This is a genomic window from Bacillus sp. cl95 (assembly GCF_900115925.1).
In the GTDB taxonomy this organism is placed as follows: domain Bacteria; phylum Bacillota; class Bacilli; order Bacillales; family Cytobacillaceae; genus Neobacillus_A.
In genome coordinates this window covers 43830-69649 of the sequence record NZ_FOYF01000008.1, presented here as the reverse complement: position 1 = coordinate 69649, position 25820 = coordinate 43830, and the positions used below count along the sequence as shown (strand labels likewise).

28 protein-coding genes and 1 tRNA gene are annotated in these 25820 nt (G+C 41.9%); 6 read left to right on the top strand and 23 right to left on the bottom strand.

Translation table 11 applies throughout. The annotated features are described in order from the left end of the window. Positions 1-298: 298 nt before the first annotated feature. Positions 299-370: transfer RNA gene (locus BMZ31_RS18310), tRNA-Arg, on the bottom strand. Positions 371-613: 243 nt separating this feature from the next. On the opposite strand from BMZ31_RS18310, the gene clpP reads away from it, so the two are divergent. After that, positions 614-1219 (top strand): ATP-dependent Clp endopeptidase proteolytic subunit ClpP, encoded by a 606-nt coding sequence (clpP, locus tag BMZ31_RS18300; protein ID WP_090833386.1) that lies wholly within the window; start codon positions 614-616, stop codon positions 1217-1219. A 60-nt stretch (positions 1220-1279) separates the two neighbouring features. Here the strand turns inward: clpP and BMZ31_RS18295 are convergent, their stop codons facing one another. The 20 genes from BMZ31_RS18295 to hprK form a co-directional block, all read right to left on the bottom strand. After that, on the bottom strand, positions 1280-1537 hold the full coding sequence (locus tag BMZ31_RS18295) for an HPr family phosphocarrier protein (protein ID WP_090833385.1): 258 nt from the start codon (positions 1535-1537) through the stop codon (positions 1280-1282). Between the two features lie 60 nt (positions 1538-1597). After that, entirely contained in the window at positions 1598-2548 is a 951-nt protein-coding gene (whiA, locus tag BMZ31_RS18290; RefSeq protein ID WP_090833384.1) for a DNA-binding protein WhiA, read from the bottom strand. A gap of 246 nt (positions 2549-2794) precedes the next feature. Next, entirely contained in the window at positions 2795-3778 is a 984-nt protein-coding gene (gene yvcK / locus BMZ31_RS18285; RefSeq protein ID WP_090833383.1) for a gluconeogenesis factor YvcK family protein, read from the bottom strand. After that, a complete protein-coding gene (gene rapZ / locus BMZ31_RS18280; protein WP_090833382.1) occupies positions 3775-4665 on the bottom strand; it encodes an RNase adapter RapZ in 891 nt (296 codons plus the stop codon). Before rapZ ends, yvcK begins: the two co-directional genes overlap by 4 nt. Positions 4666-4709: 44 nt before the next feature. Beyond that, positions 4710-5168: an NUDIX hydrolase gene (locus BMZ31_RS18275; RefSeq protein WP_090833381.1), complete on the bottom strand. Its 459-nt coding sequence runs from the start codon at positions 5166-5168 to the stop codon at positions 4710-4712. Between the two features lie 409 nt (positions 5169-5577). Beyond that, positions 5578-6528 carry a thioredoxin-disulfide reductase gene (gene trxB, locus BMZ31_RS18270; RefSeq protein WP_090833380.1) on the bottom strand — a complete coding sequence of 317 codons (951 nt, stop codon included), beginning with the start codon at positions 6526-6528 and terminating at the stop codon, positions 5578-5580. A gap of 261 nt (positions 6529-6789) precedes the next feature. Then, on the bottom strand, positions 6790-8295 hold the full coding sequence (locus BMZ31_RS18265; protein ID WP_090833379.1) for a tetratricopeptide repeat protein: 1506 nt from the start codon (positions 8293-8295) through the stop codon (positions 6790-6792). Positions 8296-8481: 186 nt separating this feature from the next. Then, on the bottom strand, positions 8482-9108 hold the full coding sequence (gene hisIE, locus BMZ31_RS18260; RefSeq protein WP_090833378.1) for a bifunctional phosphoribosyl-AMP cyclohydrolase/phosphoribosyl-ATP diphosphatase HisIE: 627 nt from the start codon (positions 9106-9108) through the stop codon (positions 8482-8484). Then, positions 9105-9863, bottom strand: coding sequence for an imidazole glycerol phosphate synthase subunit HisF (gene hisF / locus BMZ31_RS18255; RefSeq protein WP_090833377.1), 759 nt, complete (start codon positions 9861-9863; stop codon positions 9105-9107). Before hisF ends, hisIE begins: the two co-directional genes overlap by 4 nt. Continuing rightward, entirely contained in the window at positions 9863-10591 is a 729-nt protein-coding gene (gene hisA, locus BMZ31_RS18250) for a 1-(5-phosphoribosyl)-5-[(5-phosphoribosylamino)methylideneamino]imidazole-4-carboxamide isomerase (protein ID WP_090833376.1), read from the bottom strand. Before hisA ends, hisF begins: the two co-directional genes overlap by 1 nt. Next, positions 10588-11226, bottom strand: coding sequence for an imidazole glycerol phosphate synthase subunit HisH (hisH, locus tag BMZ31_RS18245; RefSeq protein WP_090833375.1), 639 nt, complete (start codon positions 11224-11226; stop codon positions 10588-10590). The genes hisA and hisH overlap by 4 nt, the downstream gene beginning before the upstream one ends. Continuing rightward, complete coding sequence (gene hisB / locus BMZ31_RS18240; protein ID WP_090833374.1) at positions 11227-11814, bottom strand: imidazoleglycerol-phosphate dehydratase HisB; 588 nt, start codon at positions 11812-11814, stop codon at positions 11227-11229. It abuts the gene before it with no gap. A gap of 12 nt (positions 11815-11826) precedes the next feature. Next, entirely contained in the window at positions 11827-13098 is a 1272-nt protein-coding gene (gene hisD, locus BMZ31_RS18235) for a histidinol dehydrogenase (RefSeq protein ID WP_090833373.1), read from the bottom strand. A 13-nt stretch (positions 13099-13111) separates the two neighbouring features. After that, positions 13112-13744 (bottom strand): ATP phosphoribosyltransferase, encoded by a 633-nt coding sequence (gene hisG / locus BMZ31_RS18230; protein ID WP_090833372.1) that lies wholly within the window; start codon positions 13742-13744, stop codon positions 13112-13114. Then, positions 13737-14909 carry an ATP phosphoribosyltransferase regulatory subunit gene (locus tag BMZ31_RS18225; RefSeq protein WP_175478177.1) on the bottom strand — a complete coding sequence of 391 codons (1173 nt, stop codon included), beginning with the start codon at positions 14907-14909 and terminating at the stop codon, positions 13737-13739. The genes hisG and BMZ31_RS18225 overlap by 8 nt, the downstream gene beginning before the upstream one ends. A gap of 551 nt (positions 14910-15460) precedes the next feature. Next, positions 15461-15991 (bottom strand): acyltransferase, encoded by a 531-nt coding sequence (locus BMZ31_RS18220; RefSeq protein ID WP_090833370.1) that lies wholly within the window; start codon positions 15989-15991, stop codon positions 15461-15463. Beyond that, positions 15978-16640: a pyrophosphatase PpaX gene (gene ppaX, locus BMZ31_RS18215; RefSeq protein ID WP_090833369.1), complete on the bottom strand. Its 663-nt coding sequence runs from the start codon at positions 16638-16640 to the stop codon at positions 15978-15980. Before ppaX ends, BMZ31_RS18220 begins: the two co-directional genes overlap by 14 nt. Positions 16641-16729: 89 nt before the next feature. Then, the gene (locus BMZ31_RS18210) at positions 16730-17677 is read right to left on the bottom strand and encodes a nucleoside recognition domain-containing protein (RefSeq protein ID WP_090833368.1); all 948 of its coding nucleotides are present in this window, start codon (positions 17675-17677) and stop codon (positions 16730-16732) included. Further along, positions 17677-18504 carry a prolipoprotein diacylglyceryl transferase gene (lgt, locus tag BMZ31_RS18205; protein ID WP_090833367.1) on the bottom strand — a complete coding sequence of 276 codons (828 nt, stop codon included), beginning with the start codon at positions 18502-18504 and terminating at the stop codon, positions 17677-17679. Before lgt ends, BMZ31_RS18210 begins: the two co-directional genes overlap by 1 nt. Before the next feature lie 61 nt (positions 18505-18565). Further along, complete coding sequence (gene hprK / locus BMZ31_RS18200; RefSeq protein ID WP_090833366.1) at positions 18566-19501, bottom strand: HPr(Ser) kinase/phosphatase; 936 nt, start codon at positions 19499-19501, stop codon at positions 18566-18568. Positions 19502-19753: 252 nt separating this feature from the next. On the opposite strand from hprK, the gene nagA reads away from it, so the two are divergent. The 5 genes from nagA to BMZ31_RS18175 all read left to right on the top strand — a co-directional run bounded on the left by nagA (position 19754) and on the right by BMZ31_RS18175 (position 23890). Then, complete coding sequence (gene nagA, locus BMZ31_RS18195) at positions 19754-20938, top strand: N-acetylglucosamine-6-phosphate deacetylase (RefSeq protein WP_090833365.1); 1185 nt, start codon at positions 19754-19756, stop codon at positions 20936-20938. Position 20939: 1 nt separating this feature from the next. Beyond that, entirely contained in the window at positions 20940-21665 is a 726-nt protein-coding gene (gene nagB / locus BMZ31_RS18190) for a glucosamine-6-phosphate deaminase (RefSeq protein ID WP_090833364.1), read from the top strand. A gap of 17 nt (positions 21666-21682) precedes the next feature. Continuing rightward, positions 21683-22414 carry a GntR family transcriptional regulator gene (locus BMZ31_RS18185; RefSeq protein WP_090833363.1) on the top strand — a complete coding sequence of 244 codons (732 nt, stop codon included), beginning with the start codon at positions 21683-21685 and terminating at the stop codon, positions 22412-22414. Between the two features lie 372 nt (positions 22415-22786). Beyond that, positions 22787-23014, top strand: a complete 228-nt coding sequence (locus BMZ31_RS18180) for a DUF2164 domain-containing protein (protein WP_090833362.1) — start codon at positions 22787-22789, stop codon at positions 23012-23014. A gap of 159 nt (positions 23015-23173) precedes the next feature. After that, on the top strand, positions 23174-23890 hold the full coding sequence (locus BMZ31_RS18175) for an N-acetylmuramoyl-L-alanine amidase (protein ID WP_090833361.1): 717 nt from the start codon (positions 23174-23176) through the stop codon (positions 23888-23890). A gap of 64 nt (positions 23891-23954) precedes the next feature. Here the strand turns inward: BMZ31_RS18175 and BMZ31_RS18170 are convergent, their stop codons facing one another. After that, positions 23955-25070 (bottom strand): DUF4097 family beta strand repeat-containing protein, encoded by a 1116-nt coding sequence (locus tag BMZ31_RS18170; protein WP_090833360.1) that lies wholly within the window; start codon positions 25068-25070, stop codon positions 23955-23957. Positions 25071-25125: 55 nt separating this feature from the next. After that, positions 25126-25440 (bottom strand): magnetosome magnetite crystal formation protein family, encoded by a 315-nt coding sequence (locus BMZ31_RS18165; protein WP_090833359.1) that lies wholly within the window; start codon positions 25438-25440, stop codon positions 25126-25128. Positions 25441-25820: the final 380 nt, after the last annotated feature.

Genomic DNA, 25820 nt, shown 5'->3' with positions numbered 1-25820 from the left:
GCAAAATTAAAAGACCTAAGTCCAGTCGAATACCGGACTCAGGTCTTGAAAGCAGCTTAAAACTTTTTGTCTAACTTTATTGGGTCAATTCAAAAAGGAGGGGCTTATATTTATAGTTTCAGTTATTGTTCATAGAAAAAGGGAATGATCTCCAAAATACTTCTTGAATCGGATGGACTTTTTTACTAATTCGCGCTATCGTTACTTTAGCATTCCAAGAAAATAAAAAACCACTGCAATGGCAGTAGTATCATCGTATTCACGACTTAAATTATACTATTTTTTTTATATCCTTATACGCCCTCGGCAGGAATCGAACCCACATCTCAAGAACCGGAATCTTACGTGCTATCCGTTGCACCACGAGGGCAAGGTACGACCTTCATATTATATGATAGAGTGGGAATGTTTGCAAGCAAGGAAAGGCCAAACCACTTGCGGTTACTGTTTAAAAAGGAGGAAAATGGGTATGATGGAATGAGTATGAAGCAAATAGTGTCGAACGATTACAAGGTGATTCGTTTGACCTTAATTGACCATCAGTGTATGATAACAATACATAATAAACCGCATACATCATTGTATGTGAGTACAGATTGAGGAGGAAATTAGCATGAATTTGATTCCTACAGTTATTGAGCAAACAAATCGCGGCGAAAGAGCGTATGACATTTACTCTCGTCTTTTGAAAGACCGCATCATTATGCTTGGAAGCGCTATTGACGATCATGTTGCAAACAGCATCGTTGCACAGCTTTTATTCCTTGAAGCAGAAAACCCTGAAAAGGACATATCCATTTACATTAACAGCCCTGGCGGCAGCATCACAGCTGGTATGGCAATTTATGATACAATGCAATTCATCAGACCAAAGGTACAAACAATCTGTATCGGTATGGCAGCTTCTATGGGTGCATTCCTTCTCGCAGCAGGTGAAAAAGGTAAGCGTTATGCCCTTCCAAATGCTGAAGTAATGATTCACCAACCACTTGGTGGAGCTCAAGGTCAAGCAACAGAAATCGAAATCGCTGCTAAGCGCATTCTTTTCCTTCGTGAAAAGCTTAATACGATCCTTTCTGAGCGTACTGGACAGCCGCTGGAAGTCATCTCAAAAGATACTGACCGCGATAACTTCATGACAGCTGAAAGAGCGCTAGAGTACGGTCTTGTTGACCATATCATTACTCGTAATCCGCTTGAAGAGAAGAAAGATAAATAGAGTAAGGTGTCTAACGCCTGATAAAAGAAAAATCGCACCAGCTAAGCGGGTGCGATTTTTTTAGTTTTGCTTTTGAATGTATTCAGCCAAAGCGATAACTGCTTCTTCCTCGTCTTGACCGTCTGCGATGATGTTGATGAGAGATCCTGAGCTAACAGCAAGACTCATAAGTCCCATGATGCTTTTTGCATTTACTTTCTTACCGTCTTTTTCTAAGAAGATTTCCGCCGTGAATTTGTTTGCTTCTTGAACAAAGAGTGCCGCAGGTCGTGCTTGTAGACCAGTTTTCAACTTAACTTCTACCTGTTTTTCCACCATCACAATTCCTCCTCATTTTTTCTCTATATTCAGCCGCTGTGAACGGCAGTGAAAACTTCATTAACCTCTCGGGACTGTCTCTCCGGCACGCAATTTATCAGCGATTTCATCAATCTTTCTCAATCGATGGTTGATACCCGATTTACTGATTGATCCACCTGTGACCATTTCACCTAACTCTTTAAGGGTGATATCCTGGTAAGTCACTCTCAGTTCAGCGATCTCGCGCAGTTTTTCAGGAAGAATATGCAAACCTACCGTTCTATCGATATAACGGATGTTTTCAACCTGTCGAATCGCCGCTCCAATGGTTTTATTAAGATTGGCTGTCTCACAATTTACAAGTCGGTTCACCGAATTTCTCATATCCCTGACAATGCGGACATCCTCAAAACGTAACAGAGAATTGTGTGCACCAATGATATTTAAAAACTCGGTAATTTTTTCGGCTTCTTTTAAATAAGTGATAAAGCCCTTTTTTCGTTCCAATGTCTTACTGTTTAGCCCAAATGTATTCATCAACTCGCATAAAGAGTCATTATGCTCTTTATATAGCGAGAAAATTTCAAGATGGTAAGAGGATGTCTCCGGATTGTTCACCGAACCCCCAGCTAGAAATGCCCCTCTTAAATAGGAGCGCTTGCAGCACTTCTTTTTCACCAAATCTTTATCAATATCATGGACAAACGTAAATCCGTCGCCAAGTATCTTCAACACTTCTAAAATGTGTTTTGTTTCTTCTTTTAGGCGAACAATGTAAACATTATTCTTCTTAAGTCTCATCTTCTTTCGTACAAGAAGTTCGACTTGAACCTCAAAGTTCTTTTTTATTAATGTGTAAATCCTTCTGGCAATTGCAGCATTCTCGGTTTGAATGTCCACAATTAGCTTTCGGTTGGAGAAAGAAAGCGAGCCGTTCATTCGGATCAATGCAGAAAGCTCGGCTATTCCACAACAGCCTTTGACTTCCAGATTGGTAAGCTCTTTTTTCGTTTCCGAAGCGAAAGACATGCCTTCACCCCCTATTAGAAAAGCGCAAGCGCCCAATTTGGGGCTGCAACTAGACCATTATCTAATTTAGTATCATCATTTTTCCTATGTCTATAGAACAGCGGAAGTGCCCAATTCGAGCCAGTAAATATTGCCCCTTAGGCAATTCTGCTACCCAAATGATAACTTTGTAGTAGCATCATACTTTCCTATTATCTTAGAAAAATCTTAGAGACGGTAGTAGTTAGACAAACGCTTGCACTAATACTACGCATTAAACCTCTTTTTGGTTTCATCTAAAAGTAAAGAATATAAAATTTCTGCCACTAGTTTTGTATCATGGCGAAGGGCACCATCTGTTTGACGCGCAATTTCACCAGGTACAACCTCAAGTCCCAAGTCATATAACCTAGGAAGATCGAAATGGACAGGTTTTGCTAACTCTTCATCATAGCGAAGCTGAACGTCGAATGGAATGTCATCATTGCTCACAAGAATGGTATCAATAGACGCGCATCCCATATGACTGTAAATTGCTTCAACATGATCACTTGCCGTAAATCCATGCGTCTCTCCCGCCTGGGTCATGAGATTGCAAATATACACCTTCTTAGCTTTAGCAGCACAGACTTCATCCCCAATCTGCGGCACAAGTAAATTCGGTAATATGCTCGTGTACAAACTGCCTGGGCCAATAATGATCATGTCTGCCTGTCTAATCGCCTGCAAAGTTTCGGGTAGCGGCGTTATATCTTCAGGTGTTAAAAACACCTTCTTGATTCTTTTTCCTGAAAAAGGGATTTTGGATTCACCTGACACAATCGTTCCGTCTTCCATTTCCGCATGCAAGACAACACTTTGATTAGCAGCAGGCAATACTTTACCATTCACATTGAGTACTTTGCTCATCTCTTGGATGGCATGAACAAAATTCCCTGTAATGGAAGTCATTGCAGCTAAAATCAGATTCCCGAGCGAATGTCCGGAAAGTTCATTCGATGTCTTGAATCGATGCTGAAACATCTCTTCAATGAGTGGTTCAACATCAGAAAGTGCTGCCAGAACATTTCGGATATCCCCTGGAGGCGGTATGTCCAAATCATCCCGCAATCTTCCCGAACTGCCACCGTCATCCGCGACGGTGACAATAGCGGTAATATCTACAGGATATTTCTTTAAGCCTCTCAATAGAACAGGTAATCCTGTACCCCCGCCAATTATGACGATTTTGGGCTGGCCGTTCTTGGTCATGTTGTTTGTTCCTTTCTCCTCTCAATATCACGGTGCGTAATCTTTGTATGATAGTCCGCTTGAAAAAGCTTTCCAAAATACTCAGCCAGAGTCACAGAGCGATGTTGTCCACCTGTGCATCCAATGGCGATCACCAATTGAGACTTACCTTCACGTTTATAATGCGGAAGCATAAAAGTAAGTAGCTCACTTACTTTTTCAATGAATTTTTGGGTTTCACTCCACTTAAGGACATAACTCGAAACTTCTTCCTCTAAGCCTGTTTTCGGTCTCATGTGTTCGATATAATGTGGATTTGGCAAAAATCTCACATCGAAAACAAGGTCGGCATCAATCGGAATGCCATGTTTGAAACCAAAGGACATCACGTTCACAGTAAAAGTGGTTCGTTTATCCGCAGAGAAACCTGTCAATATTTTTTCACGAAGCTCACGCGGCTTCAGTGTTGAGGTATTGAAAATTTGCTGCGCTCTACCTTTCAGTTCTTCCAAAAGTTCTCTCTCAAGTCTGATCCCTTCAAGAGGAAGTCCTGACGGTGCAAGCGGATGAGATCTTCTCGTTTCTTTATATCGTCTAACCAAGCTTGAATCATCAGCATCTAAAAAAAGAATTTGCGGTGCCACCCAGGAAGTTTCGGCAAGATCATCAAGCGCCTTGAAAAGATGATCAAAAAACTCACGGCCCCTTAAGTCCATGACAAGTGCCACTTTGTTCATCTTATTTCCGGATTCTTTCATAAGTTCAAGAAATTTTGGTAACAAAGTCGGCGGCAGGTTGTCTACACAGAAAAAACCTAAATCCTCAAAGCATTGTATCGCTACTGTTTTACCTGCACCAGACATCCCTGTAATGATGACCATTTGAGTATCCGTCGATCCCGTACTCATTTTCATTCCCCCTGAGTTTAATCTGAAATTGTTCTCTGTTAACTTTAGCTTGGATCTAAACGATAGCTAAGAAGCTTAAAATCTTTTGTATACGTAAAGGTTCCATAGATAATTCCATTTCCATGCACCATATAGTCAAGAATGTGATAATCTCCAGCAGCCATGTCAAGTTTGCTTAATTGGTCAATATCCTTCCATTCAAGCTTTCCCTCTTCTGACTCATCCAGTTTTAGACCATCAGATAGTTTAGCGAAAAACGTGAACATCATCCACTCTGAAATGACTTGATCTTCTTCTTTCATGATAAAAGTAAAAACACCCTTTAACTGCGGATCTTTTAAGTAGATTCCTGTTTCTTCACGATATTCACGAATGCAAGAATCACGCACCGATTCTCCCGGCTCCATCTTTCCACCCGGGGCGACCCACCAGCCACGTCTAGGTTTTTGAAGAAGTAATATTTGATTATCTTTCAGCAACACACAGTTGGTGACTCGCTGCATCGTTCATTCACCTCTATAACGAAACTTTTCAGTTTTGAAAGCTATTACATTCTTTTCATTATACTATTTTTAAAATCTACTCACAATGAATAGAAATTTGATAATTTTGTTAAAAGAGAAGAAAAGCGGCATTTATCTGGTTAGCCAGGATAGGAAATCCCACAATCGCGAGATCTTGGCATATATTGATAATAAGATTCAGGAATTTTGTATTTTAGTACGACAATAGTCTACATACAAAAAAAGAGCACAGGCCATTCAGCCTGTGCCAAAAAAATATATTTTTAAAAGGGGGTCAATTCTATTCTTATTCTACCCCATCTTTATTTCACTATTGTTACAGAAGGGTTAAATAAGAGTTACTTTTTTGTGAAATTTCGTTCACATTTTACGACATAAAGGGACAAACTTATTTTTTCGCCTTCATTTCCTCTTTTAATTCTTCAATATAGTGTTGTGCAGCTTGAGCAGCGATACTGCCATCTCCCGTTGCTGTAACGATTTGACGTAATGTTTTTTCACGGATGTCACCTGCAGCATAAATGCCAGGGACCTTCGTTTCCATGCGGTCGTTTGTTTCGATATAACCATTTTCATTCGTGATGCCTAGGTTTACGAATGGCTTTGAAAGAGGAACCATTCCGATATAGATGAACACACCATCGGTTTTGAATTCCTTTTCTTCTCCGTTTTCAGTAGATATAAGCGTCACACTGCCTACTTTACCGTCCTTGTCATTAATTTCCTTGATAGTAGAGTTCCAGATGAATTCAATTTTTTCGTTGGCAAATGCACGATCTTGAAGAATCTTTTGAGCACGAAGCTCGTCACGACGGTGAACAATTGTTACTTTTGAAGCAAAGCGTGTTAAATAAACGCCTTCTTCAACAGCTGAGTCTCCTCCGCCTACAACGACAAGTTCCTTCCCTTTAAAGAATGCGCCATCACAAACTGCGCAATAAGATACACCGCGACCGCCAAGTTCTTTTTCACCAGGCACTCCAATTTTCTTGTATTCTGCACCTGCTGAAATAATCACAGCATATGCTTTATATTCTTTAGAGCCTGCGATGACAGTTTTGTATTCGCCGTTATCGATGACTTCCTTAATATCTCCATACGCATATTCAGCACCGAACTTCTTTGCGTGTTCGAACATTTTCGTCGATAGTTCTGGTCCTAAGATGTGGTCAAATCCAGGATAATTTTCAACTTCTTCTGTATTTGCCATTTGACCGCCAGGAATTCCGCGTTCAATCATCAAAGTTGATAAATTAGCACGTGAAGTATATACAGCTGCAGTCATACCAGCTGGGCCAGCACCTGCTATAATGACATCATAAATTTTTTCTTCTGACATGAGGTTCCACTCCTTAAACTAGAACATCCAAACAAGCTTTCTTGCTTAGTATTCCCTTGCTATTCTTATCCTATAAAACAAAGGGCCTTAAGTCCAAAAATCTGCTCATATTCGAAAAGCGCATGCGCCCTGGAGCTAGACAGTTGTCTTGGTTAAATTCACTTCCTTGTTTCATAAAAAAAGCGCCTAGAAAATGTTCCGCAATTCTAGGGAAAACTGGCTAGGCGCTAGGGCGATTTCGTTATCTTTGAACTTTGTGCTTTATTGTTTGTCTAAAATGCTGTTCACTAATTTTACATATTTCCCGACGGTAGCGGCCGATAAACCATAATCGTCGGCGATCATTTTTTGGGAAACCTTTTCTCGACGAAGCTTCAACCAAATATATTCTGTAGCAGCTGCCCAAGCATTTGCGTTTTTGACTTGCTGATTGCTTTCTGTCAATTCTACAAAAACGGAGTACCACATGAGGTACAAGCCTGCTTCTATCGTGCCAATTGGCTGATAACGAAGATGAAACATAGTAGCAACCTGATGGGCTTCCTTCAACGATGAGTCTCGGCTTACTCCTGTTTTAATGTAGCGGATATATTCTTTCTCTGATGCAGAAATTTTCCCGTGCATAAAATAACGTTCAGATGCAAGAATTTCCTCTTTTTTACTTGAAACAGATGTCAAAAACAATGCAAAGAGGCGTTCTTCTTCATAGTCGCTTTCTAATCTTTGCAAAATCGAACCAATGTGATCCTCAAAACCGTTACGCGGCATACGTTCCTCGTTCCATGGCTCCATTCCTTCTTTTTCAGGATTGATTTCTAGAACGATTTTCCAAATGTTACGCGCAAACGTTTCATTGCCTGTATGAAAAGCAGAATATGCAAGCCAGTAATAATACGGACCTTCACCTTCATAACCACGTTTATACAACTTTTTAAGCCACATATACGCATAAGAATACTCACCAACCAACGCAAAAGTAGCCCCAAGCTTGAATTGGTGTTCTGTAATGAGCGGATTGATTTTTTTCAAAGTATTTGTTAAGTCTTCTACCTCTTCAGCCCTTTTGAGGTAATAGGCAAACACTAACCGGTTGCATAGGGCATGAAGATTTCCGGGATTCCTGACAAGAACATCTTCAAGAATATCTGCCGCCTTCTCTGTCTCACCGAGATAGAAGTAAGCTAAAGCCAAATTGTTATAAGCCGACCAGTATTCTGGATATTCCTCGATCACTGTATTCAGAAGCTCGATTGCCTTCGGAAAATATCCTGATTCCAACAAATCACGCGCTTGCTCCTGCTTGATCATCAAGTCATCCTGTTCGTACAACTCATCCTCAACTTCATCTGCTTCGAGCGTCAATACTTCCAATAAATCTTCGGTATCTTCAATGAAGTCGCCGTCTGGTTCTAATTGAATATATAGTTTTGCATGATGATAAGCATCTTTAAAGAATCCCATGTGGGCATAATTGTTCGCTAAAAAATAATGGCATTCAGCCATATCTTCATCAAGTTCTTCAAGGATTGTGTGCAAGAGGCGGTTGGAATTCTCGTATTCTCCGATTTCCGTCCAAACAATTGCCAACTGGCACATAATCATTGGTTCACCTGGCTCAAGCTGCATCGCTCGTTGTAAATATTTTTTTGCTTTATGAAAATCACGACGATGGAATGCTTTTAAACCCTTCGTGAAATAATATTCCCCAGTTGGAATAAAGGAAAGCAGTTTCCCTGTTTGTTTTCTTGCTTTTGAGTCTTTACCCATGAAGTCCTCCATAAATTGTGAAATGCTCATTAGATTATTATATCATATGCAAGATAGAGGGGAGAAGAGGCAGAATATAAGTGGACTTGTATAATGGTTTTTCTTATTTTCATAAAAAAAACATCTCTCCATCTCGTAGCCACAACAAAAAACCAGCATCAGAGGTTTCCAAATGCTGGTTAATCCCTATTCTTTATCTGTTCTTTCATGGCGCTTCTTCAGGACTGAAAGGACTTCGTTGAAGGAGAGACCCTGTTCAACTAGCAATACCATCAAATGGTACAGCAGATCGGCACTTTCCCATTTTAATTCTTCACGGTCGCGATTTTTCGCAGCGATGATGACCTCAGCCGCTTCTTCTCCGACCTTTTTCAAAATTTTATCGACGCCTTTTTCAAATAAGTACGTCGTATAAGCACCTTCTGGACCCTCTTTTTCGCGCTCAACGATGACTTTTTCCAAAGAATTGAGGATGCTGTATTCTGAAACAGCACCAGTTTCCGATTGTAGCAAACTATCTGTAAAACAGCTCACAGCCCCTGTATGGCAAGCCGGACCTTGAGGTTCGACAAGTACGAGCACTGCATCTTGGTCACAATCATACTTCACTTCGATGACACGCTGCTTATTCCCACTCGTTGCACCTTTATTCCAAAGTTCTTGACGTGAGCGGCTATAAAACCACGTTTCACGCGTTTCTAATGTCTTATTAAGAGATTCCTCATTCATATAAGCGAGTGTTAGGACTTCTTTCGTAGCTGCATCCTGAACAATCGCAGGAACCAAGCCTTTTTCATCGAATTTCACGTTCATCTTACAGCCACCCCTTTCGCACGTATATAACTCTTCACTTCGTCTACAGACGTTTCTTTATAATGAAAAATCGAAGCTGCCAATGCCGCATCTGCCTTTCCTTCTGTAAAAGCTTCGGCAAAATGTTCAGCTTTGCCGGCACCACCTGAAGCAATAACCGGTACGGAAACTGCTTCACTAACCACTCGCGTCAACTTCAAATCAAAACCTTTTTTCTCACCATCGCTGTCCATACTTGTCAGCAGGATTTCTCCTGCACCAAGTTCGACCGCTTCTTTTGCCCAAGCGATGACTTCCTTGTCAGTAGCCGTTCTGCCTCCGTGGGTGTATACGCGCCATGAACCAATCTCCTCGTCGTATTTGGCATCAATCGCTACAACGATGCACTGTGCCCCGAAATACTGCGAGCCTTCAGCAATCAGTCCCGGATTATTCACAGCTGCTGTATTTAATGACACCTTGTCAGCGCCTGAACGTAAAATTCTTTTCATATCTTCAAGTGAATTGATCCCACCACCTACAGTAAAAGGAATCGCAAGCTCCGATGCCACTGCCTTCACGACTTCGATCATCGTTTTGCGCCCTTCATTCGATGCGGAAATGTCGAGAAAAACAAGCTCATCTGCCCCTTGCTCATCATAAAAACGAGCCAATTCAACGGGATCACCTGCATCACGCAATTGAACAAACTGAACACCTTTTACCACACGTCCGTCTTTCACATCCAGACAAGGTACAATCCTTTTAGTCAGCATTACTTCACCTCTTCCAAAGCGTCAACAAGGGTGAATCGGTTTTCGTAAAGTGCCTTACCAATAATGGCACCACTTACCCCTACATCCTCATAAGAAAGGAGGGTGGTCAAATCAGCAAGCTGACTTACTCCACCTGAAGCGATGACACTTTTACCCGTCTGCTCGGCCATTTCTACGATTGCTTCAACATTTGGACCTGCTAGTGTTCCATCAGTCGCAATATCGGTAAAAATAAAAGTTTCTGCACCCGCTTCAGCAAATCGTTTTCCCAATTCGGTTGCCTTCACTGTTGAAGTATCGAGCCAGCCGTGCGTCGCCACATAACCATTTTTGGCATCAATACCGATAACGATTCTTTCACCATACTTTTGAATCATTTCAATCGCAAACTCAGGATTTGAAACGGCAATGCTGCCGATTATGACTCTATTTACGCCATTTTCAAGATAATGAGCGATATCGGCTTCCGTACGGATTCCGCCGCCGATTTGCACTTTTACGCCAAGTTCCTTAGCAGCTTTAATTACGTATGCATCGTTAACTCGCTTGCCGTCTTTTGCGCCATCAAGATCCACCATATGGATCCATTCTGCCCCATTAGCAGCGAAAGTTTTGGCCATTTCAAAAGGATTATCGGCATAAACCGTTTCTTTGTCATAGTCACCTTGTAAAAGACGGACACATTTTCCGCCCCGCATATCTATCGCAGGATAAATTGTAAAACTCATGGTGTTACCGTCCTTTCTTCCGCGAGCTTTTTAAAATTCCGCAGCAGCTCCATGCCAAGCTTACTGCTTTTTTCTGGGTGAAACTGCATTCCAAACACATTCCCTCGCCCTACAATAGCCGCTACACTTTCGTGATAAGAGCTTTTGGCGATGACCGTATCATTTTGATCGGCATTCAAAAAATAGGAATGAACAAAATAGACATAGTCGTTATCAAGTCCCGCAGTAATCGGCGATTCCAGAATGAACTCCAGACGGTTCCAACCCATATGCGGAACTTTGTATGTAGTACTGTCTGATGCCACTCCACTAAAACGTTCAATCTTGCCAGGTAGCAAACCAAGACCTTTCGTTGGAACATTTTCTTCGCTTTCCTCGAACAAGAGCTGCATACCAAGACAAATGCCTAGCAAAGGCTTTCCAGTTTGAGCAAATTCAACAATCACTTTTGCAAGTCCCGTCTCGTTTAGACTTTTCATCGCGTCACGGAAGGAACCAACACCAGGAAGCAAAAGGGCACTTGCGTTCATGAGTTCGTCCTTGTTTTTAGTGATGAAATATTCTGCATCAAGACGTTCCAGCGCCTTACTGACACTGAACAAGTTGCCCATGCCATAATCAACGATGCCAATCATTTAGAGCATTCCCTTCGTCGATGGAATTCCTTTTATTCGCGGATCAATTGTCGTCGCCTCATCAAGTGCACGAGCCAACGCTTTAAAAATAGCTTCAATGATATGGTGGGTATTTTGACCATAATGTACGATAACATGAAGATTCATGCGGGCTTCTAGTGCAAGTTTCCATAAGAATTCATGTACAAGCTCCGTATCAAACGTTCCGACTTTTTGGCTTGGAAACTGCGCGCGCATTTCAAGGTGCGGACGATTGCTCAAATCGACGACTACTTGGGCAAGTGCCTCGTCCATCGGTACAAAAGCATTGCCATAGCGCTTGATTCCTTTTTTATCACCCAAAGCTTCCTTCAAGGCGTACCCGAGACATATCCCAATATCTTCTGTCGTGTGGTGATCATCTACTTCCGTGTCGCCTTTAGCATCCACTGTTAAATTGAACTGCCCGTGCTTCGCAAACAAATCGAGCATGTGCGTAAGGAAAGGCACACCTGTCTCTAGACTTGCTTGACCTTCCCCATCTATATCAAGTGATAATTTTATATTCGTCTCATTCGTTTTCCGGTCAATACTTGCTGTTCTTTCCATCGTTTAGCCTCCTTATTTCCCTTTCAATCGAACCTCAATCGCTCTTGCATGGGCTTCCAGTCCTTCGAGTCTAGCAAAAGCAGCAATTTTTTCTGCATTATCTTTAAATGCTTTTTCACTATATACAATCACACTTGATTTTTTCTGAAAATCATCTACATTCAATGGGCTAGAAAAACGGGCTGTCCCATTTGTCGGCAGTACATGGTTTGGTCCAGCGAAATAATCGCCGACAGGTTCTGAACTGTATCTCCCGATAAAAATCGCTCCTGCATGGCGAATACTCCCAAGCAGCTCCATCGCGTTTTCGGTGATGACCTCCAAATGTTCAGGTGCGAGCTTGTTGATGGTATCGATTGCTTCTTCTATGGTTGAAGTCACATAAATGATGCCGTAATCGCGTATGGATTGAGCTGCGATTTCTTGTCGCGGCAAACTCTGCAACTGTTTTTCCACTTCAATCGCAACTTGCTCGGCAAGGGATTGGGACGGGGTAACAAGAACGCTGCATGCTCTTGGATCATGCTCGGCCTGCGACAATAGGTCTGCCGCTATTTCGTCTGCGAATGCAGAATCATCCGCTAAAACCGCTATCTCACTAGGTCCGGCAATCATATCAATGTCGACATCACCAAATACTTCACGCTTCGCGAGTGCCACATAAATATTCCCTGGACCGACAATCTTATCGACCGGCATGACTGTTTCGGTACCATATGCCAACGCTGCGACCGCTTGGGCTCCGCCAACTTTATAGATTTCTTTCACACCTGCCTCTTTCGCAGCTACCAGCACACCTGCCGGCAGTTTCCCTGTTTGATTAGGTGGTGATACCATGGCAATCCGTTCTACGCCGGCGACTTGTGCCGGAATGACATTCATCAGTACCGATGATGGATAAGCTGCCGTTCCACCAGGCACATAAACGCCGACAGAATCAAGAGGAGTCAGTTTTTGACCGAGCATTGTGCCGTTCTCTTCTGTTGTCATCCAAGAAGGGCGAAGCTGTTTCTCATGGAAACGACGGATATTTTGGGCAGATTCACGGATAATAGAGACCGCATTTTCATCGATGCTTTGGTAGGCCTCTTCTATTTCACTTTCGCTTACCAACAGAGTCTCAAGCTGACAACGATCAAATTTTTCCGTGAAATCAAATAAGGCTCTATCCCCTTTTTGGCGGACTTCCGCAATAATGTTCTTAACCGCGCTCTGCTGCACTAACGTCCCTGTTTCAATCGACCTTTTGATCGAAATAGCCTCACTCACTTGCAGTATTTTCACAACATTCATCCTTTCAAGCTTCAGCTACAACTTTGCTCAATCTATCAACCATTAATTCAATTCGTTCGTCCTTTAAACGATAACTGACAGGGTTCCCGATTAACCTTGAGGTAATTTCTACAATATGTTCATACTCAACCAATCCATTTTCACGTAACGTGCGACCCGATGAAACGATATCGACAATTCGATCGGATAGCCCGATTAGTGGCGCAAGTTCAATGGAACCGTTTAGTTTGATAATCTCTACCTGCTCACCCTGTTCTCTAAAAAAAGCAGCCGCCACATTCGGGTATTTCGTCGCAACTTTAGGTGCCACTTCGTTCATTTTCGTATTCGGTAAACCAGCCACAGCAAGATAACAACGGCTGATGTTCAAATCCAACAGTTCATAAACGTCTCGTTCTTCTTCCAGCATGACGTCTTTCCCTGCAATGCCAAGGTCAGCGACACCATGCTCCACATACGTCGGAACATCCATTGGCTTCGCTAAAATAAAACGCAATTTTTCTTCTTCCACATCAATAATCAATTTCCTTGAATCATCGAATTCGGGAGGCAAATCATAACCAGCCTTTCTAAGCAGATCAGCGGCTTCTTCAAAAATGCGCCCTTTTGGCATGGCGATTGTTAACCAGTCATTCATTGTCAAAGCCCCTTTCCTGCTTCCCGACTAAGAAAGTAATCTCATCATATTGGTCTGTGCATGCATCAAGATTGTTCACGCCATTAATGTCTTGCAGAACGACACTCTTGCCTTCTGCCCTCATCTTTTTCGCGTATTGAAACGCTTCTTTGCGCCGCTCTCCACTAAAAAGGATGCAGTATACCGGTTCGTTCGTTGCATCATCGCTTAGTGCTTCAAGCAAGCGGTCCAAACGAATAGCAAATCCGGTTGCACTAGTGTCTTTTCCAAATTTCGCAAGTAACCCGTCATATCTGCCACCATTGGCAATCGGAAATCCAACCTGCCCCGCATACATTTCAAAAAGAATGCCCGTATAATAACTCATATGGCTAACAAGCGTTAAATCAAACTTGATTCGCTGTTCTTCTTCATAATCAGCGAGAATGTCCCATAGCTCTTGTAATTGAACGATGGCTTCCCTGCCCTTTTCGTTCTCCATGATCGCTTGCGCTTTTTCGATGACCTCGACTCCCCCTCTTAAATCCAGGAAATCAAGGAGTCTTTGCTTATCAATGGATGAGAGCTGCAACGACTTTACATGCTCTCTATATCCAACGTAATTTTTTTCATATAAAAATTTTCTTAAGGTATTCGCACGCTCTTCTGTCCCGAGAATCTGCAAAAACAATTCCTGAACGAACGCCATGTGACCTATCGAAAGCTTGAATTCCGATAAACCAGCTTCCTCAACAGATGCAATGAGTAATGAAATGACCTCACCATCGCTCGATACCGTTTTGTCACTAATACATTCAACACCAACCTGTTCAAACTCTGCAGGACGTCCACCTTCTCGCTGTTGCGCCCGATAGACATTAGCTGAATACGCGATGCGTAGCGGAAGGTCTTGATCCATCAATCTTGAGGCCGCAACACGTGCAATCGGCGCTGTCATATCAGGTCTCAACACGAGTGTGTGACCTTGCTGATCGAGCAATTTAAACAATTGTTGATCTAGAATGGCAGATGCTGCTCCGACGGTTTCATAATATTCAAGAGTCGGTGTTTCAATATATTGATATCCCCACTTCCGAATGGCGTTTTCCATTTTCGTACGGATCTTATGTTTTGTTTCATATAATTTCGGCAACGTATCTCTCATCCCGAGAGGCTTTTCGAACATAAATAATCGGCTCACATGATCACCCTTAAATTCAGAATCCTTTAGTTTGCTAATATGGTAGAGAGTTGAAGTTATTAGTAGTTTACCCCTCGGCTATAACTTCGTCAACCGTTAAGCTTGTAAAAGTTAAATTTGCAGGCACAAATTTTTCTTCAAAAAAATGCCCATAAAAACAATATACCCCTCATTCCGAATCAACTATCAGAATGAGGGGTAATTTTCATTTTTAGGGAGAAAATCATAATTTCTATATGAAAATTTTAAATCAATTCTTCCAAGGGAGATGAAAGTTACGATTTTAGGTGAAAAAATGCTTAACTTGGTCTTCATGTAGAATGCTCAGATGTAAATAAACCAATATAGAGAACAATTTTGAGCACTTCTTAAATAAAGGAGGTTATAGGAGAATTTCTATTTGTGTCACTGTATGGTTCATTTGTGTGACTGTACACTTACCCGTTTTCTTTTGTGAATGCGCTTTTCAAACAAAAATACGTTTTTATTTTTACATTCTTATCTTTCAAAAAAGCCTGGTTCTACATGAACCAGGCCTACTTTAATCCATATATCGGGTCATCTGCCCATCTTTGCTGCAATTCTTCTTTTGTATAAATGACCCTCATTGGATTGCCTCCAACAAAAGAACCCGCGGGCACATCCTTATGAACCAGTGTACCTGCTGAAACGATTGCGCCGTCTCCAATCGTTATTCCTGGCAGGATCGTTGTGTTCGCTCCGATCATGACTTCGCTCCCGATTTTAACATCTCCGAGCCTGTATTCACGGATGAGATACTCATGCGCGAGAATCGTCGTGTTATATCCGATGACCGTATTGCGGCCAACGCTTATTTTTTCAGGGAACATGACATCAAGCATGACCATGAGCGCAAACGATGTTTGCTCCCCTACCTTCATTCTTAAAAAATTGCGATAAAGCCAATTTTTCATCCCTAAAAATGGCGTGTAGCGTGCCATTTGAATGACGACGAAATTTTTAACGACCTTCCAAAAAGGAACCGTCTTATAGACGTGCCAAAGCGAGTTGGCACCCTCAACCGGAAACCGGCTAGTTTTTCTCATCAAACCCCACTCCAACAATATCAAGTAAATCAGCCATATTCTCCAGGATATAATCCGGCTCGTAGCTGGCGATATGCTGGCGACCTTTTATGCTCCACGATACACCTGCTGTCTTCGTACCGGCATTCTTGCCGCCGAGGATATCATGATGATTGTCGCCAACCATAATCGCTTCTTCCGGATTCGAACCAAGCAACTTCAATGCCGCAAGTATCGGCTCGGGATCCGGTTTCGGCTTTTCCACATGGTCAAGAGCAACAACGACATCGAAGAATTCATCGAGTTTCGTCAATTTTAATCCCTTCAAAGCGACTGGCAAAATTTTCGTTGTAACAATCGCTAACTTAAAGCCGTTCTCTTTTAACGTACGCACTGTCTCGTAAACACCATTAAATTCGGTTACAAGCATATCGTGATTTTCTAGATTGTAAGCCCTGTATGTCGTAATCATGTCTTGAACCATGTTCGGGTCAATCGCAGAAAATGTCTCCGTTAAGGTAGGACCGAGGAATGGCAGCACATCTTGACGCTGGTATTCCCCAGGACGATAATGCTCAAGCGTATGTAAAAACGAGCGGATAATTAATTCATTTGTATCAATTAAAGTTCCATCAAGGTCGAACAGAACTGTTGTTATGTTATTATTCATAGATGACATCCTCTCTTATCAGAAAAGCACAAGCGCAGTCATTTGCGCTTGAGCTAAACGGTTAACTATGCTTTCATTTTGCCATTAAATTAAGCACTTTTATTCAGCGGGACAACCTGACGATTCCAGATGGTCGCTACGACTAACGTCAGCACGATGGCTGTGACAAGCCTGATCAGAAATAACGGCCAGACTGGAATGCCCAGCGGGATGAAAATCAACGTATCTTCAACCGCAGCGTGGCAGGCTACCAAGAAGATAAAAGCGAGTGTCACATCTTTCTTGCTGACTCCGTCCTCTTTCACCGCTTGAATCATAACTCCCGCTCCATACGCAAGACCAAACAGCAGACCGGCAGCGAGAGTCGTCGAGGTATTTTCTTTCATGCCCAACGACCTTGTCACAGGAGCCATCCATCTTGAGAAGACAGCGAGCCATTGCAGGTCTTTCAGAATCTGAATCACGATCATGAGCGGAATGACGATAATCGCCAACTGCAAAATGCCCAAGCCAGCTTTCTCAAAGGCATCGAGTAAAATGGGACCAACACCGCCGAGCTCTTTATCATCTGCTGAAATGAGTCCATAAACCGCCTTTTCACTTCCGCCCTTCCATACTAAGTGAATGACAGCTGCCGAAAAGATAGCAAGTCCAAATCTGACGGCAAGGACAACCCAAAGTTTAACGCCCACCTTTAATGCGACACTTGTTTCAATCAGCACGTTATGAGAAAAGGAAAGCATGATGGCAATGATAAAAACTTCTTTAACCGAAAAATCAAGCGATAATATCGCACCGATGGCCGCATACAAATTAAGAAAATTACCTATGACCAAAGGGATTGCCGCGTCACCACGCAAACCGATTACATTCATGGCAGGCGAAATGAAATCCATCAACCATGGTAACACAGGAGTGTACTTCAAAAGTGCCACGATGAGTGTCACCGGAAAAATGATTTTCCCGAGCGACCAAGTCGTTTTCAGACCATTTCTAAATCCACTTTTAACTGATTTCCCCCAGTTGATCTTTTCCATTAAGCGCCCGCAACCGGTTGATCTAAATATCTATTTTCAGCCAAACCTTTTTTCCTGCGGAAGAACAGGATCATAAGTGCGCCGACAACCAACACGATCGAAATCATTTGCGCCATTCTTAATGATTCTGTCAACATCAGGCTATCTGTACGCATTCCTTCAACGAAGAAGCGGCCGATTGAGTACCAAATGACATAGGATAGGAACATTTCTCCGCGACGTAAATTCGCTCTTCTTAATAGAACTAACAATCCAAAGCCGACGATGTTCCAAACGGATTCATATAAGAATGTTGGATGATAATAAACGCCATTGATGTACATTTGATTGATGATAAACTCAGGTAGATGAAGGTTTTCTAAAAAGCTTCGCGTCACTTCGCCGCCGTGTGCTTCCTGATTCATGAAATTTCCCCAACGGCCAATGGCCTGTCCGAGGATGATGCTAGGTGCAGCAATGTCAGCAAGCTTCCAAAAAGATAATCCTTTTGATTTTGCAAAAAAGTAAGTGGTAAGAACGGAACCAATTAAAGCACCGTGTATCGCGATTCCACCATTCCAAATCTTAAAGGCCTCACCAATATTGTTTGCATAGTAGTCCCATTCAAAAATGACATAATAAATGCGGGCAGAAATAATGGCAATAGGGATTGCCCAGATCAATAGATCAGGGAATACCTCACTCGACAATCCTCTCTTAACACCTTCTCGGACAGCAAGCCAAAGCGCCAAAGCTAAACCGCATCCAATGATTACTCCGTACCAGTGAACATCGATTGGCCCCAAAGAAAACGCTATCGGGTCCAGCGGTTGAATATTTTCTTCCATTCCCATTCTCCTTCACAAGTTTATCTCTGTATAAGTAATGCTAAATTCCCCAAACAAACATCTAATTGATGTCGTGGTCGCCATCTTCAATGACATCAGAAAGGCGCTCAGTAAACTGTTGAGCCGCATTTACACCCATTCGTTTCAAACGGAAGTTCATTGCCGCCACTTCAATGATAACAGCCAAGTTTCGTCCTGGTCTTACTGGAACTGTCATCCTTGTGATTTCCGTATCGATAATCTTCATTTTTTCTTCATCAAGACCTAGTCTGTCATATTGCTTGTTCTGATCCCATAACTCAAGATTCATAATCAGTGAAATCCTTTTATAACTTCTGACCGCACCCGCACCGAATAGCGTCATGACATTTATGATGCCTAGACCGCGAATTTCCAGGAGATGCTCAATCAATTCAGGAGAAGTACCAACAAGTGTGTCTTCATCTTCCTGGCGAATTTCTACACAGTCGTCGGCCACAAGGCGATGCCCTCTTTTTACAAGTTCGAGTGCTGTTTCACTTTTACCAACACCACTCTTACCTGTGATTAATACACCAATTCCGTAAATATCTACTAAAACACCATGAACGGCAGTTGTTGGAGCTAGTTTTCCTTCCAAGTAATTCGTCAGACGGCTCGAAAACTTAGTCGTTTTCTGTTTTGTGCGCATCAATGGTACAGATTGACGTTCGGCTGCTTCCACTAATTCGATCGGTGTTTCCAATTCTCTTGTGATAATGATTGCAGGTGTAATATCCTTACATAATCGATCAGCACGGTCCTTACGTTCTAATGGCGTCAATTTTTCAAAAAAAGAAAGCTCGGTTTTACCTAATAGTTGGATTCGCTCAGCAGGATAATATTCAAAATAACCGGCAATTTCCATACCCGGACGTGAAATGTCACTCGTCGTAATCGGACGATTTACACCTTCTTCACCGCTTATTAATTCCAGTTCAAACTTCTCTAGTATGTCTTTCGTGCGAACTTTAGCCAAACGAGGCCCTCCTTTAATGAATCGCTAATAATTGATTTGTTTCTATTTTAGCATTTTTTGACTGAGAACCAAATGAACAAGATTTTTATTATATAAACATGTATAGACAACCATACTTAAATCGGTAAAAAAACCTGATATTATCATCATTAAGTTTTAATTTTTTATAAATTCCGCGAAGTGGTATAGACAAGTTTGTGATTCCGTTTTAAAATAATTATATTGAGTAAAGTCAGAACGGAGATGAGACTTTTGAAACTCTTAGTTTTAGCATATGGAAAAGTTGTATTGGAAAATGAAACTGTCCAATCAACCTACATTTATATAGAAGATGAGAAAATTATTCACATCGGACCACTAGAAACAGCAAGTGTCCTATATCCCACCCTTTCTCCAATAGTCATTCCAGCCGAACAAACGGTCGTTCCTGGTTTTATCGATATTCACATTCACGGGGCTGGCGGCGCGGACACAATGGATGCGAATCTTCAAGCGCTTGAAACAATGGCCATTGTCCTTCCTGCAGAAGGTACGACCAGCTTTTTAGCGACTACCATGACCCAAAGCAAAGAAAAAATTGAGCATGCGCTGGTGAACACTGCGGATTATGCCGAACATCACAACATGCCTGGTAAAGCAGAAATGCTTGGCGTTCACCTTGAGGGACCTTTTATTAATGAAGAACGGGCAGGAGCTCAGCCTAAAGGTCATATCCTTGACCCTGACATTGAGCTTTTCAAACGCTGGCAACAACTTTCCAACGGAGGAATCAAACTCGTAACCGTCGCACCTGAAAAAGAGCATGGAATGAGTTTGATTCGCTACTTCCGACAAAATGGGGTTATTGCCTCAATCGGGCACTCTAATGCTGTATATGATGAAGTAAAAGCTGCGGTTGAAGCAGGTGCAACTCAAGTCACCCACCTCTTTAATGGAATGAGAGGTATGCATCACCGTGAACCAGGAGTAGCGGGCGCCGCATTGTTGTTTAAAGAACTCATGGTCGAACTGATTGCCGACGGCATCCATATCAATCCGGAAATGCTGAAACTCTCCCTCAATGCGAAAGGAACAGACGGCATGCTTTTGATTACCGATTCCATGCGTGCGAAATGTCTGAAGAATGGTCTATACGATTTGAGTGGACAAGAAGTGACGGTCGCAGATGGGAAAGCACTTTTAGCAGATGGCACACTGGCAGGAAGCATTCTTAAAATGAATGATGCCATAAAGAACATGGTGGAGTTTAGTGATCGCAGTCTTCGCGAAGTCGTAAAAATGGCCAGCGAAAATCCTGCGAAACAACTTCAAATTTTCGATAGAAAAGGCAGCATTGCAGTAAACAAGGATGCCGATTTCACTGTACTAGACGAAAATTTTCAGGTTGTAATGACATTCTGCCGAGGGCAATTAGCATATAGACGAGGTGACAACTAATATGAGAATCATACGCACCCAGAACTACACCGAAATGAGCAATACCGCTGGTCAAATGATTGCGGAGAAGGTACGCACTCATCCGAAAATCACATTAGGACTAGCTACAGGCAGCACCCCAAGTGGCATGTATGACTTTCTAAAAAAGGATTATCAAGAAAACAAAACATCTTACAGAGCAGTGTCGACTGTTAATCTCGATGAATATATTGGACTTTCTAAAGACAACCCGAACAGTTATCATGATTTTATGAAGAAAATCTTGTTCGATCATATCGATATCCCGCTGGATCAGACCCATATTTCGAACGGAATGGCCGCTGACCTGCAAAGAGAATGTGATCAGTACGACCGCCTAATCCAATCACTAGGCGGGGTGGACGTTCAAATTCTAGGAATTGGTCAGAACGGACACATCGGATTTAATGAACCCGGCACGTCTTTTGAGAGCAACACTCATATCGTCTCATTAACTGAAAACACCAGAATTGCAAATTCACGCTTCTTCCCTTCAATTGAAGATGTACCAACAAACGCGATTACAATGGGAATTAGCTCAATTTTAAAAAGCAAAGAAATCATTTTGCTCGCATCTGGGGTCAAAAAGGCGGAAGCTATTTCAAAGCTATTGAATGGAGAAATAGACGAAAGCTTTCCGGCGTCTGCACTAAAGCTTCACCATAACGTGATCATCATTGCGGACAACGATGCCTTATCATTGATATAGAATAAGGGGAATTTAAAATGATTGATAAAAACTCACCTGTTCCAATTTATCATCAGCTTGAAGAATATATTAAAAATCAAATTGAAAGCGGTACATTAGAACCGGAGGCGACCATTCCCTCTGAACGTGAACTTTCAGAGCGCTATCAAATTAGCAGGATGACAGTCAGACAAGCATTGAACAATCTTGTGACAGAGGGTTTCCTATACAGACAAAAAGGTCGCGGAACCTTTGTCAGCAAACGCAAGGTGGAACAACAGCTACAAGGACTGACGAGCTTTACCGAAGATATGCTTGCGCGTGGATTTAAGCCAAGCAATACGCTTATTTCATTCGAAATCATTCCAGTAGATGTTCATGTGGCCCAGCGCTTGAAGGTTGCTGAACACACACCCGTCTACGAAATTAAGCGCGTGAGGATGGCTGACGATGTACCAATGGCATTGGAAACGACATATGTTCCTGCCAACCTAGTCAAAGGCTTGACTGAAGAAATCATCAACCATTCATTATACCGTTACGTCGAAGAAAAACTTTCTCTGATCATTAGTGAAGCCTCACAAGAAATTGAATCTGCAGTCGCAAAGGATTCAGAGGTATTGCACCTCCAAATTCAAAAAGGTGCTCCGGTACTTTTGATTCAGCGTACATCCTATTTGGAAGACGGTACACCATTCGAATTCGTAAAATCTGCATACCGTGCCGACCGCTATAAATTTGTACATTCCATGAAACGAACTGTAAAATAAATAACGTGAGTGAAAAAGGATAGCATCAGTCTATCCTTTTTTGATTAGACTCTGTTAAAGACCACTGTTGATTTATTAGCTTTGTTGATTGTAGCGTAAGGGTGCGAGACTCCTCGAAAATGCTATCGCATTTCCTTCGTGCGTGGGATTATTCGAGGAAGCCTATTCAAAGTCCTGCGGGAAAAGCGGTTCAGGGGAGACCCCGCAGGAGTGAAGCGACGAGGAGGCTCCCGAACCGCCCGAGACGAATTTGCCCTTGAAAAATCCGGCACTAGGGCTTTTTCATAATTCGGCCGCGGAAAGCGAGTGCCCTAGAGCGAAAATCAACAACCCAGTTTAACAGAGCCTTTCATTAAAAAGGAGGAACGGAACATGAGCAATAAAATGAAGATTTCCAAAGAAATGAAAGAAAGCATGATGAATAGCATTAAACATTTTTATGCTACTGAAAAGAATGAAGAGATTGGCGATTTGAAGGCAATGCTCCTGCTCGATTTTTTCACAGATAAACTGGCACCTCATTTTTACAATCAAGGCGTAAGCGATTCACATGCCTACCTGAGCGAAAAATTGGAAGACCTTTTCGAAATACAAAAATAATGATAATCCCCTCGTGGGATTTTTTTCATTTCCGGGGCTTTTGTCCCTATTCTATAAAATTCAGACAACCTTTATTGTATTTCTTCACGTTTAACCATGTCCTTTTAGTCGATAACTACATATGATAAAAGTGAATTTTGAAATGAAAGGAGTGGTAAGATGAAGATTATGCTTGATGCTGGCCACGGTTTCAACACTCCAGGGAAACGAAGTCCAGATGGAATGGCAGAATATGAATTTAATAGAGTTGTTGCCAATTATGCCAAACAACTCTTGGAAACATATCAAAATACTACAGTGTATTTCGCCCATTCAGATAGTCGAGATGTCCCATTACAGGAACGAACGAATTCAGCTAACAAACTCAAGGTGGATTTGTATGTGTCCATTCATGCCAATGCCTATGGTTCAACCTGGAATGATGCAAGCGGCATTGAAACATACGTCTATCCTTCTCGTCCTAAGATTGCTGTAGAGGTGGCTCAAAAAATTCAAAAACACTTAATAGCCGATACGGGGCGTAAAAATCGAGGTGTAAAAACAGCTGACTTCCATGTGCTTCGTGAGACAGACATGGATGCAATACTGATTGAAAGCGGGTTTATGACGAACAGAGAAGAAGCAACCCTCCTCCGAACTGACTCGTATCGTCAGAAAGTTGCGGGTGCGATCGTAAAAGGAATTGCCGAGCAATTTAATTTAGTGAAAAAACCTGTTGCCACGCCCCCTCCTCCACCAACAACTCCGCCGCTAACAAATGGTTTGTACAAAGTTCAAGTAGGTGCTTTTAGTGATCGAAAGAATGCTGATGAGCTCGTTGAACGCCTGAAGAAAGATGGTTACGATGCTTACGTTGATTTCGAACAAAAAAAATAGCGCAGAAATATTCTGCTCTACACGCTTGTGTAGAAAGGTACTATCCTTCTACACAAGCTTTTTTTTATAGAATGGAACCAACTGTTTCCGCTTTTTTGATATGAACCGAACCTGTTTTTGTATCGGCAAAAATCTTCAATTGTCTTTCTGAAGGCATGACAGATTGGAAACGAAGTGCTTTTTGCACAACCTCGCTTTTCTCTTCTGTAATTTGTACACCTTCCACCAAAACATTCAAGCCGCCAAGATTGGTTTTCAAATCTCCATGAAGCGCGACTCCTACAGGTACATAAAGATCAATATTGCCTGTAGCCCCTTTGGCTACGATTGACTCACAACGGTCAGAATTTAAATGACACGTTAAATTCCCATTGAACGTTTGAAGCTCAGCAAACTTAAAGTCGCCATCTAACTTGATTGCGCCGTTAATGGACTCTGCTTCGAGCTTATCGATTTTGCTTCGCTTAATCAGAATTTGGCCATTGGCCGTCTCCGCCTCGAGTCTCTTTCCTGAAATACCCGCAAGCTCGATTTTACCGTTTGCCGTCTTCACACGATAATCGTTCACTGCCAGTTCTTCACCGCTAACAGGACCATTAAACATACGAATACGTACCCGGTCGTATTGAGTTTGAGGAATGTAAAGTACGGCATCTAATTTCATCCATTTTTGCGAAGTATGGAAACGTAGCTTATCACCATCTAAGGCGAAAGAAACATCCTTCATAAAATGATCGCGCGCTTCTTGAGGCGTTTCAACACGATACACCTTGGCATGACACTCGATTCTTACATCCTTTTGATCCCAAGGAATCAGTTTGACTGAACCGTTCGCGACTTCAACATCTAAATCTTTGAAAACCGCATCTGAATGTTGAAAAACATGAGAAACCTCAATGGAGTGACCGAAGTTCAAATCCAAATCTATGTCTTTGATCTTTTTTAACGCTGTATCCACAAAATCAAATATCTTATCTTTGGCCGTCTGGAACTTATGATTAACGGACTCTTCTTTTTTTGCTTCTTCAAACTTTACCGAATCTTGCTCCTTTTTTTCAAAAAAAGAAGCTGGTGCGCCAGTTGGCTTCGATTCCAAACTTTCTAATAATGTAAGAGCCTCATCAACCGACAACTTTCCATCCTCAACCATTTTCAAAATCCTTAATCGTTCTGCCTTCATGTTTCATCCCCCCATCTGAATTTCAGTTAGCATCATGCTGTAAGTCCCTACTATATTAGTTCTCTTTTAAAACCTTAACACCTTTGACGATATTCCAAATTAATACACCAAAGTTCAGAATTACTGCTGCAATTATGGCAACTACAAAAAATATCTGCATCCAACCTACGTCCCAGAATCCATCAATGGCAGCAGCCAAACATACGATTGGAATCGAGATTAACGGTAGTAGATGCGACAAAAATGCCTTTTTCGCGTGATACTTTACCCTTTTATCATCCGTTACAAAAAACACAACGAGAGGAAAAAGAAATCCCGCAAAGAAAATACTAAAATAGCTCAATGACGATAGAATCTTGTTTGTATCCAAAATAAGCAACTCCTTTATTCTACATATGATATTTACGCATCTTAAAGACGAAAGTTTCATCTAATTTTTAAAATAAGCTAGTCTCAGCAACTTATATATTTGTGGACAACTTGATTATACTCAGAACGCAGTTGTTTGGAACTGTGTATAAGTAGTGATTTGTGGATAGCTTGCACTTTATTTGTGCATATCTTATGAATTTTCTGCATCCCACCACGAAATTTGTGAATAGTTTGAGATTTTCAGAAACCCGTTCCCCACAATTGTGCATAGCTTGGGGATTGTTTGCTAACAATTTGGTAGCTTCAGGAGTGATTTGGACTGTTTTTGAAGTTCGGATGCCTGAATTTTGCTTGTGTTGTGAATAGTTTGGGAGTTTT

Excerpts from the sequence above, each read along its gene's own strand:
- hisH (WP_090833375.1), bottom strand. The coding sequence starts at position 11,226 with ATGATTGGCATCGTTGATTATGGCATGGGCAACTTGTTCAGTGTCAGT.
- lgt (WP_090833367.1), bottom strand. The coding sequence starts at position 18,504 with ATGGAAGAAAATATTCAACCGCTGGACCCGATAGCGTTTTCTTTGGGG.
- hisF (WP_090833377.1), bottom strand. The coding sequence starts at position 9,863 with ATGCTGACTAAAAGGATTGTACCTTGTCTGGATGTGAAAGACGGACGT.
- BMZ31_RS18210 (WP_090833368.1), bottom strand. The coding sequence starts at position 17,677 with ATGGAAAAGATCAACTGGGGGAAATCAGTTAAAAGTGGATTTAGAAAT.
- BMZ31_RS18265 (WP_090833379.1), bottom strand. The coding sequence starts at position 8,295 with ATGGGTAAAGACTCAAAAGCAAGAAAACAAACAGGGAAACTGCTTTCC.
- BMZ31_RS18180 (WP_090833362.1), top strand. The coding sequence starts at position 22,787 with ATGAGCAATAAAATGAAGATTTCCAAAGAAATGAAAGAAAGCATGATG.
- hisG (WP_090833372.1), bottom strand. The coding sequence starts at position 13,744 with ATGAATGACTGGTTAACAATCGCCATGCCAAAAGGGCGCATTTTTGAA.
- clpP (WP_090833386.1), top strand. The coding sequence starts at position 614 with ATGAATTTGATTCCTACAGTTATTGAGCAAACAAATCGCGGCGAAAGA.
- BMZ31_RS18175 (WP_090833361.1), top strand. The coding sequence starts at position 23,174 with ATGAAGATTATGCTTGATGCTGGCCACGGTTTCAACACTCCAGGGAAA.
- nagB (WP_090833364.1), top strand. The coding sequence starts at position 20,940 with ATGAGAATCATACGCACCCAGAACTACACCGAAATGAGCAATACCGCT.
- yvcK (WP_090833383.1), bottom strand. The coding sequence starts at position 3,778 with ATGACCAAGAACGGCCAGCCCAAAATCGTCATAATTGGCGGGGGTACA.
- hisA (WP_090833376.1), bottom strand. The coding sequence starts at position 10,591 with ATGAGTTTTACAATTTATCCTGCGATAGATATGCGGGGCGGAAAATGT.
- BMZ31_RS18170 (WP_090833360.1), bottom strand. The coding sequence starts at position 25,070 with ATGAAGGCAGAACGATTAAGGATTTTGAAAATGGTTGAGGATGGAAAG.
- hisIE (WP_090833378.1), bottom strand. The coding sequence starts at position 9,108 with ATGAACGTGAAATTCGATGAAAAAGGCTTGGTTCCTGCGATTGTTCAG.
- ppaX (WP_090833369.1), bottom strand. The coding sequence starts at position 16,640 with ATGAATAATAACATAACAACAGTTCTGTTCGACCTTGATGGAACTTTA.
- whiA (WP_090833384.1), bottom strand. The coding sequence starts at position 2,548 with ATGTCTTTCGCTTCGGAAACGAAAAAAGAGCTTACCAATCTGGAAGTC.
- hisB (WP_090833374.1), bottom strand. The coding sequence starts at position 11,814 with ATGGAAAGAACAGCAAGTATTGACCGGAAAACGAATGAGACGAATATA.
- BMZ31_RS18275 (WP_090833381.1), bottom strand. The coding sequence starts at position 5,168 with ATGCAGCGAGTCACCAACTGTGTGTTGCTGAAAGATAATCAAATATTA.
- BMZ31_RS18295 (WP_090833385.1), bottom strand. The coding sequence starts at position 1,537 with ATGGTGGAAAAACAGGTAGAAGTTAAGTTGAAAACTGGTCTACAAGCA.
- rapZ (WP_090833382.1), bottom strand. The coding sequence starts at position 4,665 with ATGAGTACGGGATCGACGGATACTCAAATGGTCATCATTACAGGGATG.
- BMZ31_RS18220 (WP_090833370.1), bottom strand. The coding sequence starts at position 15,991 with ATGAGAAAAACTAGCCGGTTTCCGGTTGAGGGTGCCAACTCGCTTTGG.
- BMZ31_RS18225 (WP_175478177.1), bottom strand. The coding sequence starts at position 14,909 with ATGTTCGAAAAGCCTCTCGGGATGAGAGATACGTTGCCGAAATTATAT.
- BMZ31_RS18185 (WP_090833363.1), top strand. The coding sequence starts at position 21,683 with ATGATTGATAAAAACTCACCTGTTCCAATTTATCATCAGCTTGAAGAA.
- trxB (WP_090833380.1), bottom strand. The coding sequence starts at position 6,528 with ATGTCAGAAGAAAAAATTTATGATGTCATTATAGCAGGTGCTGGCCCA.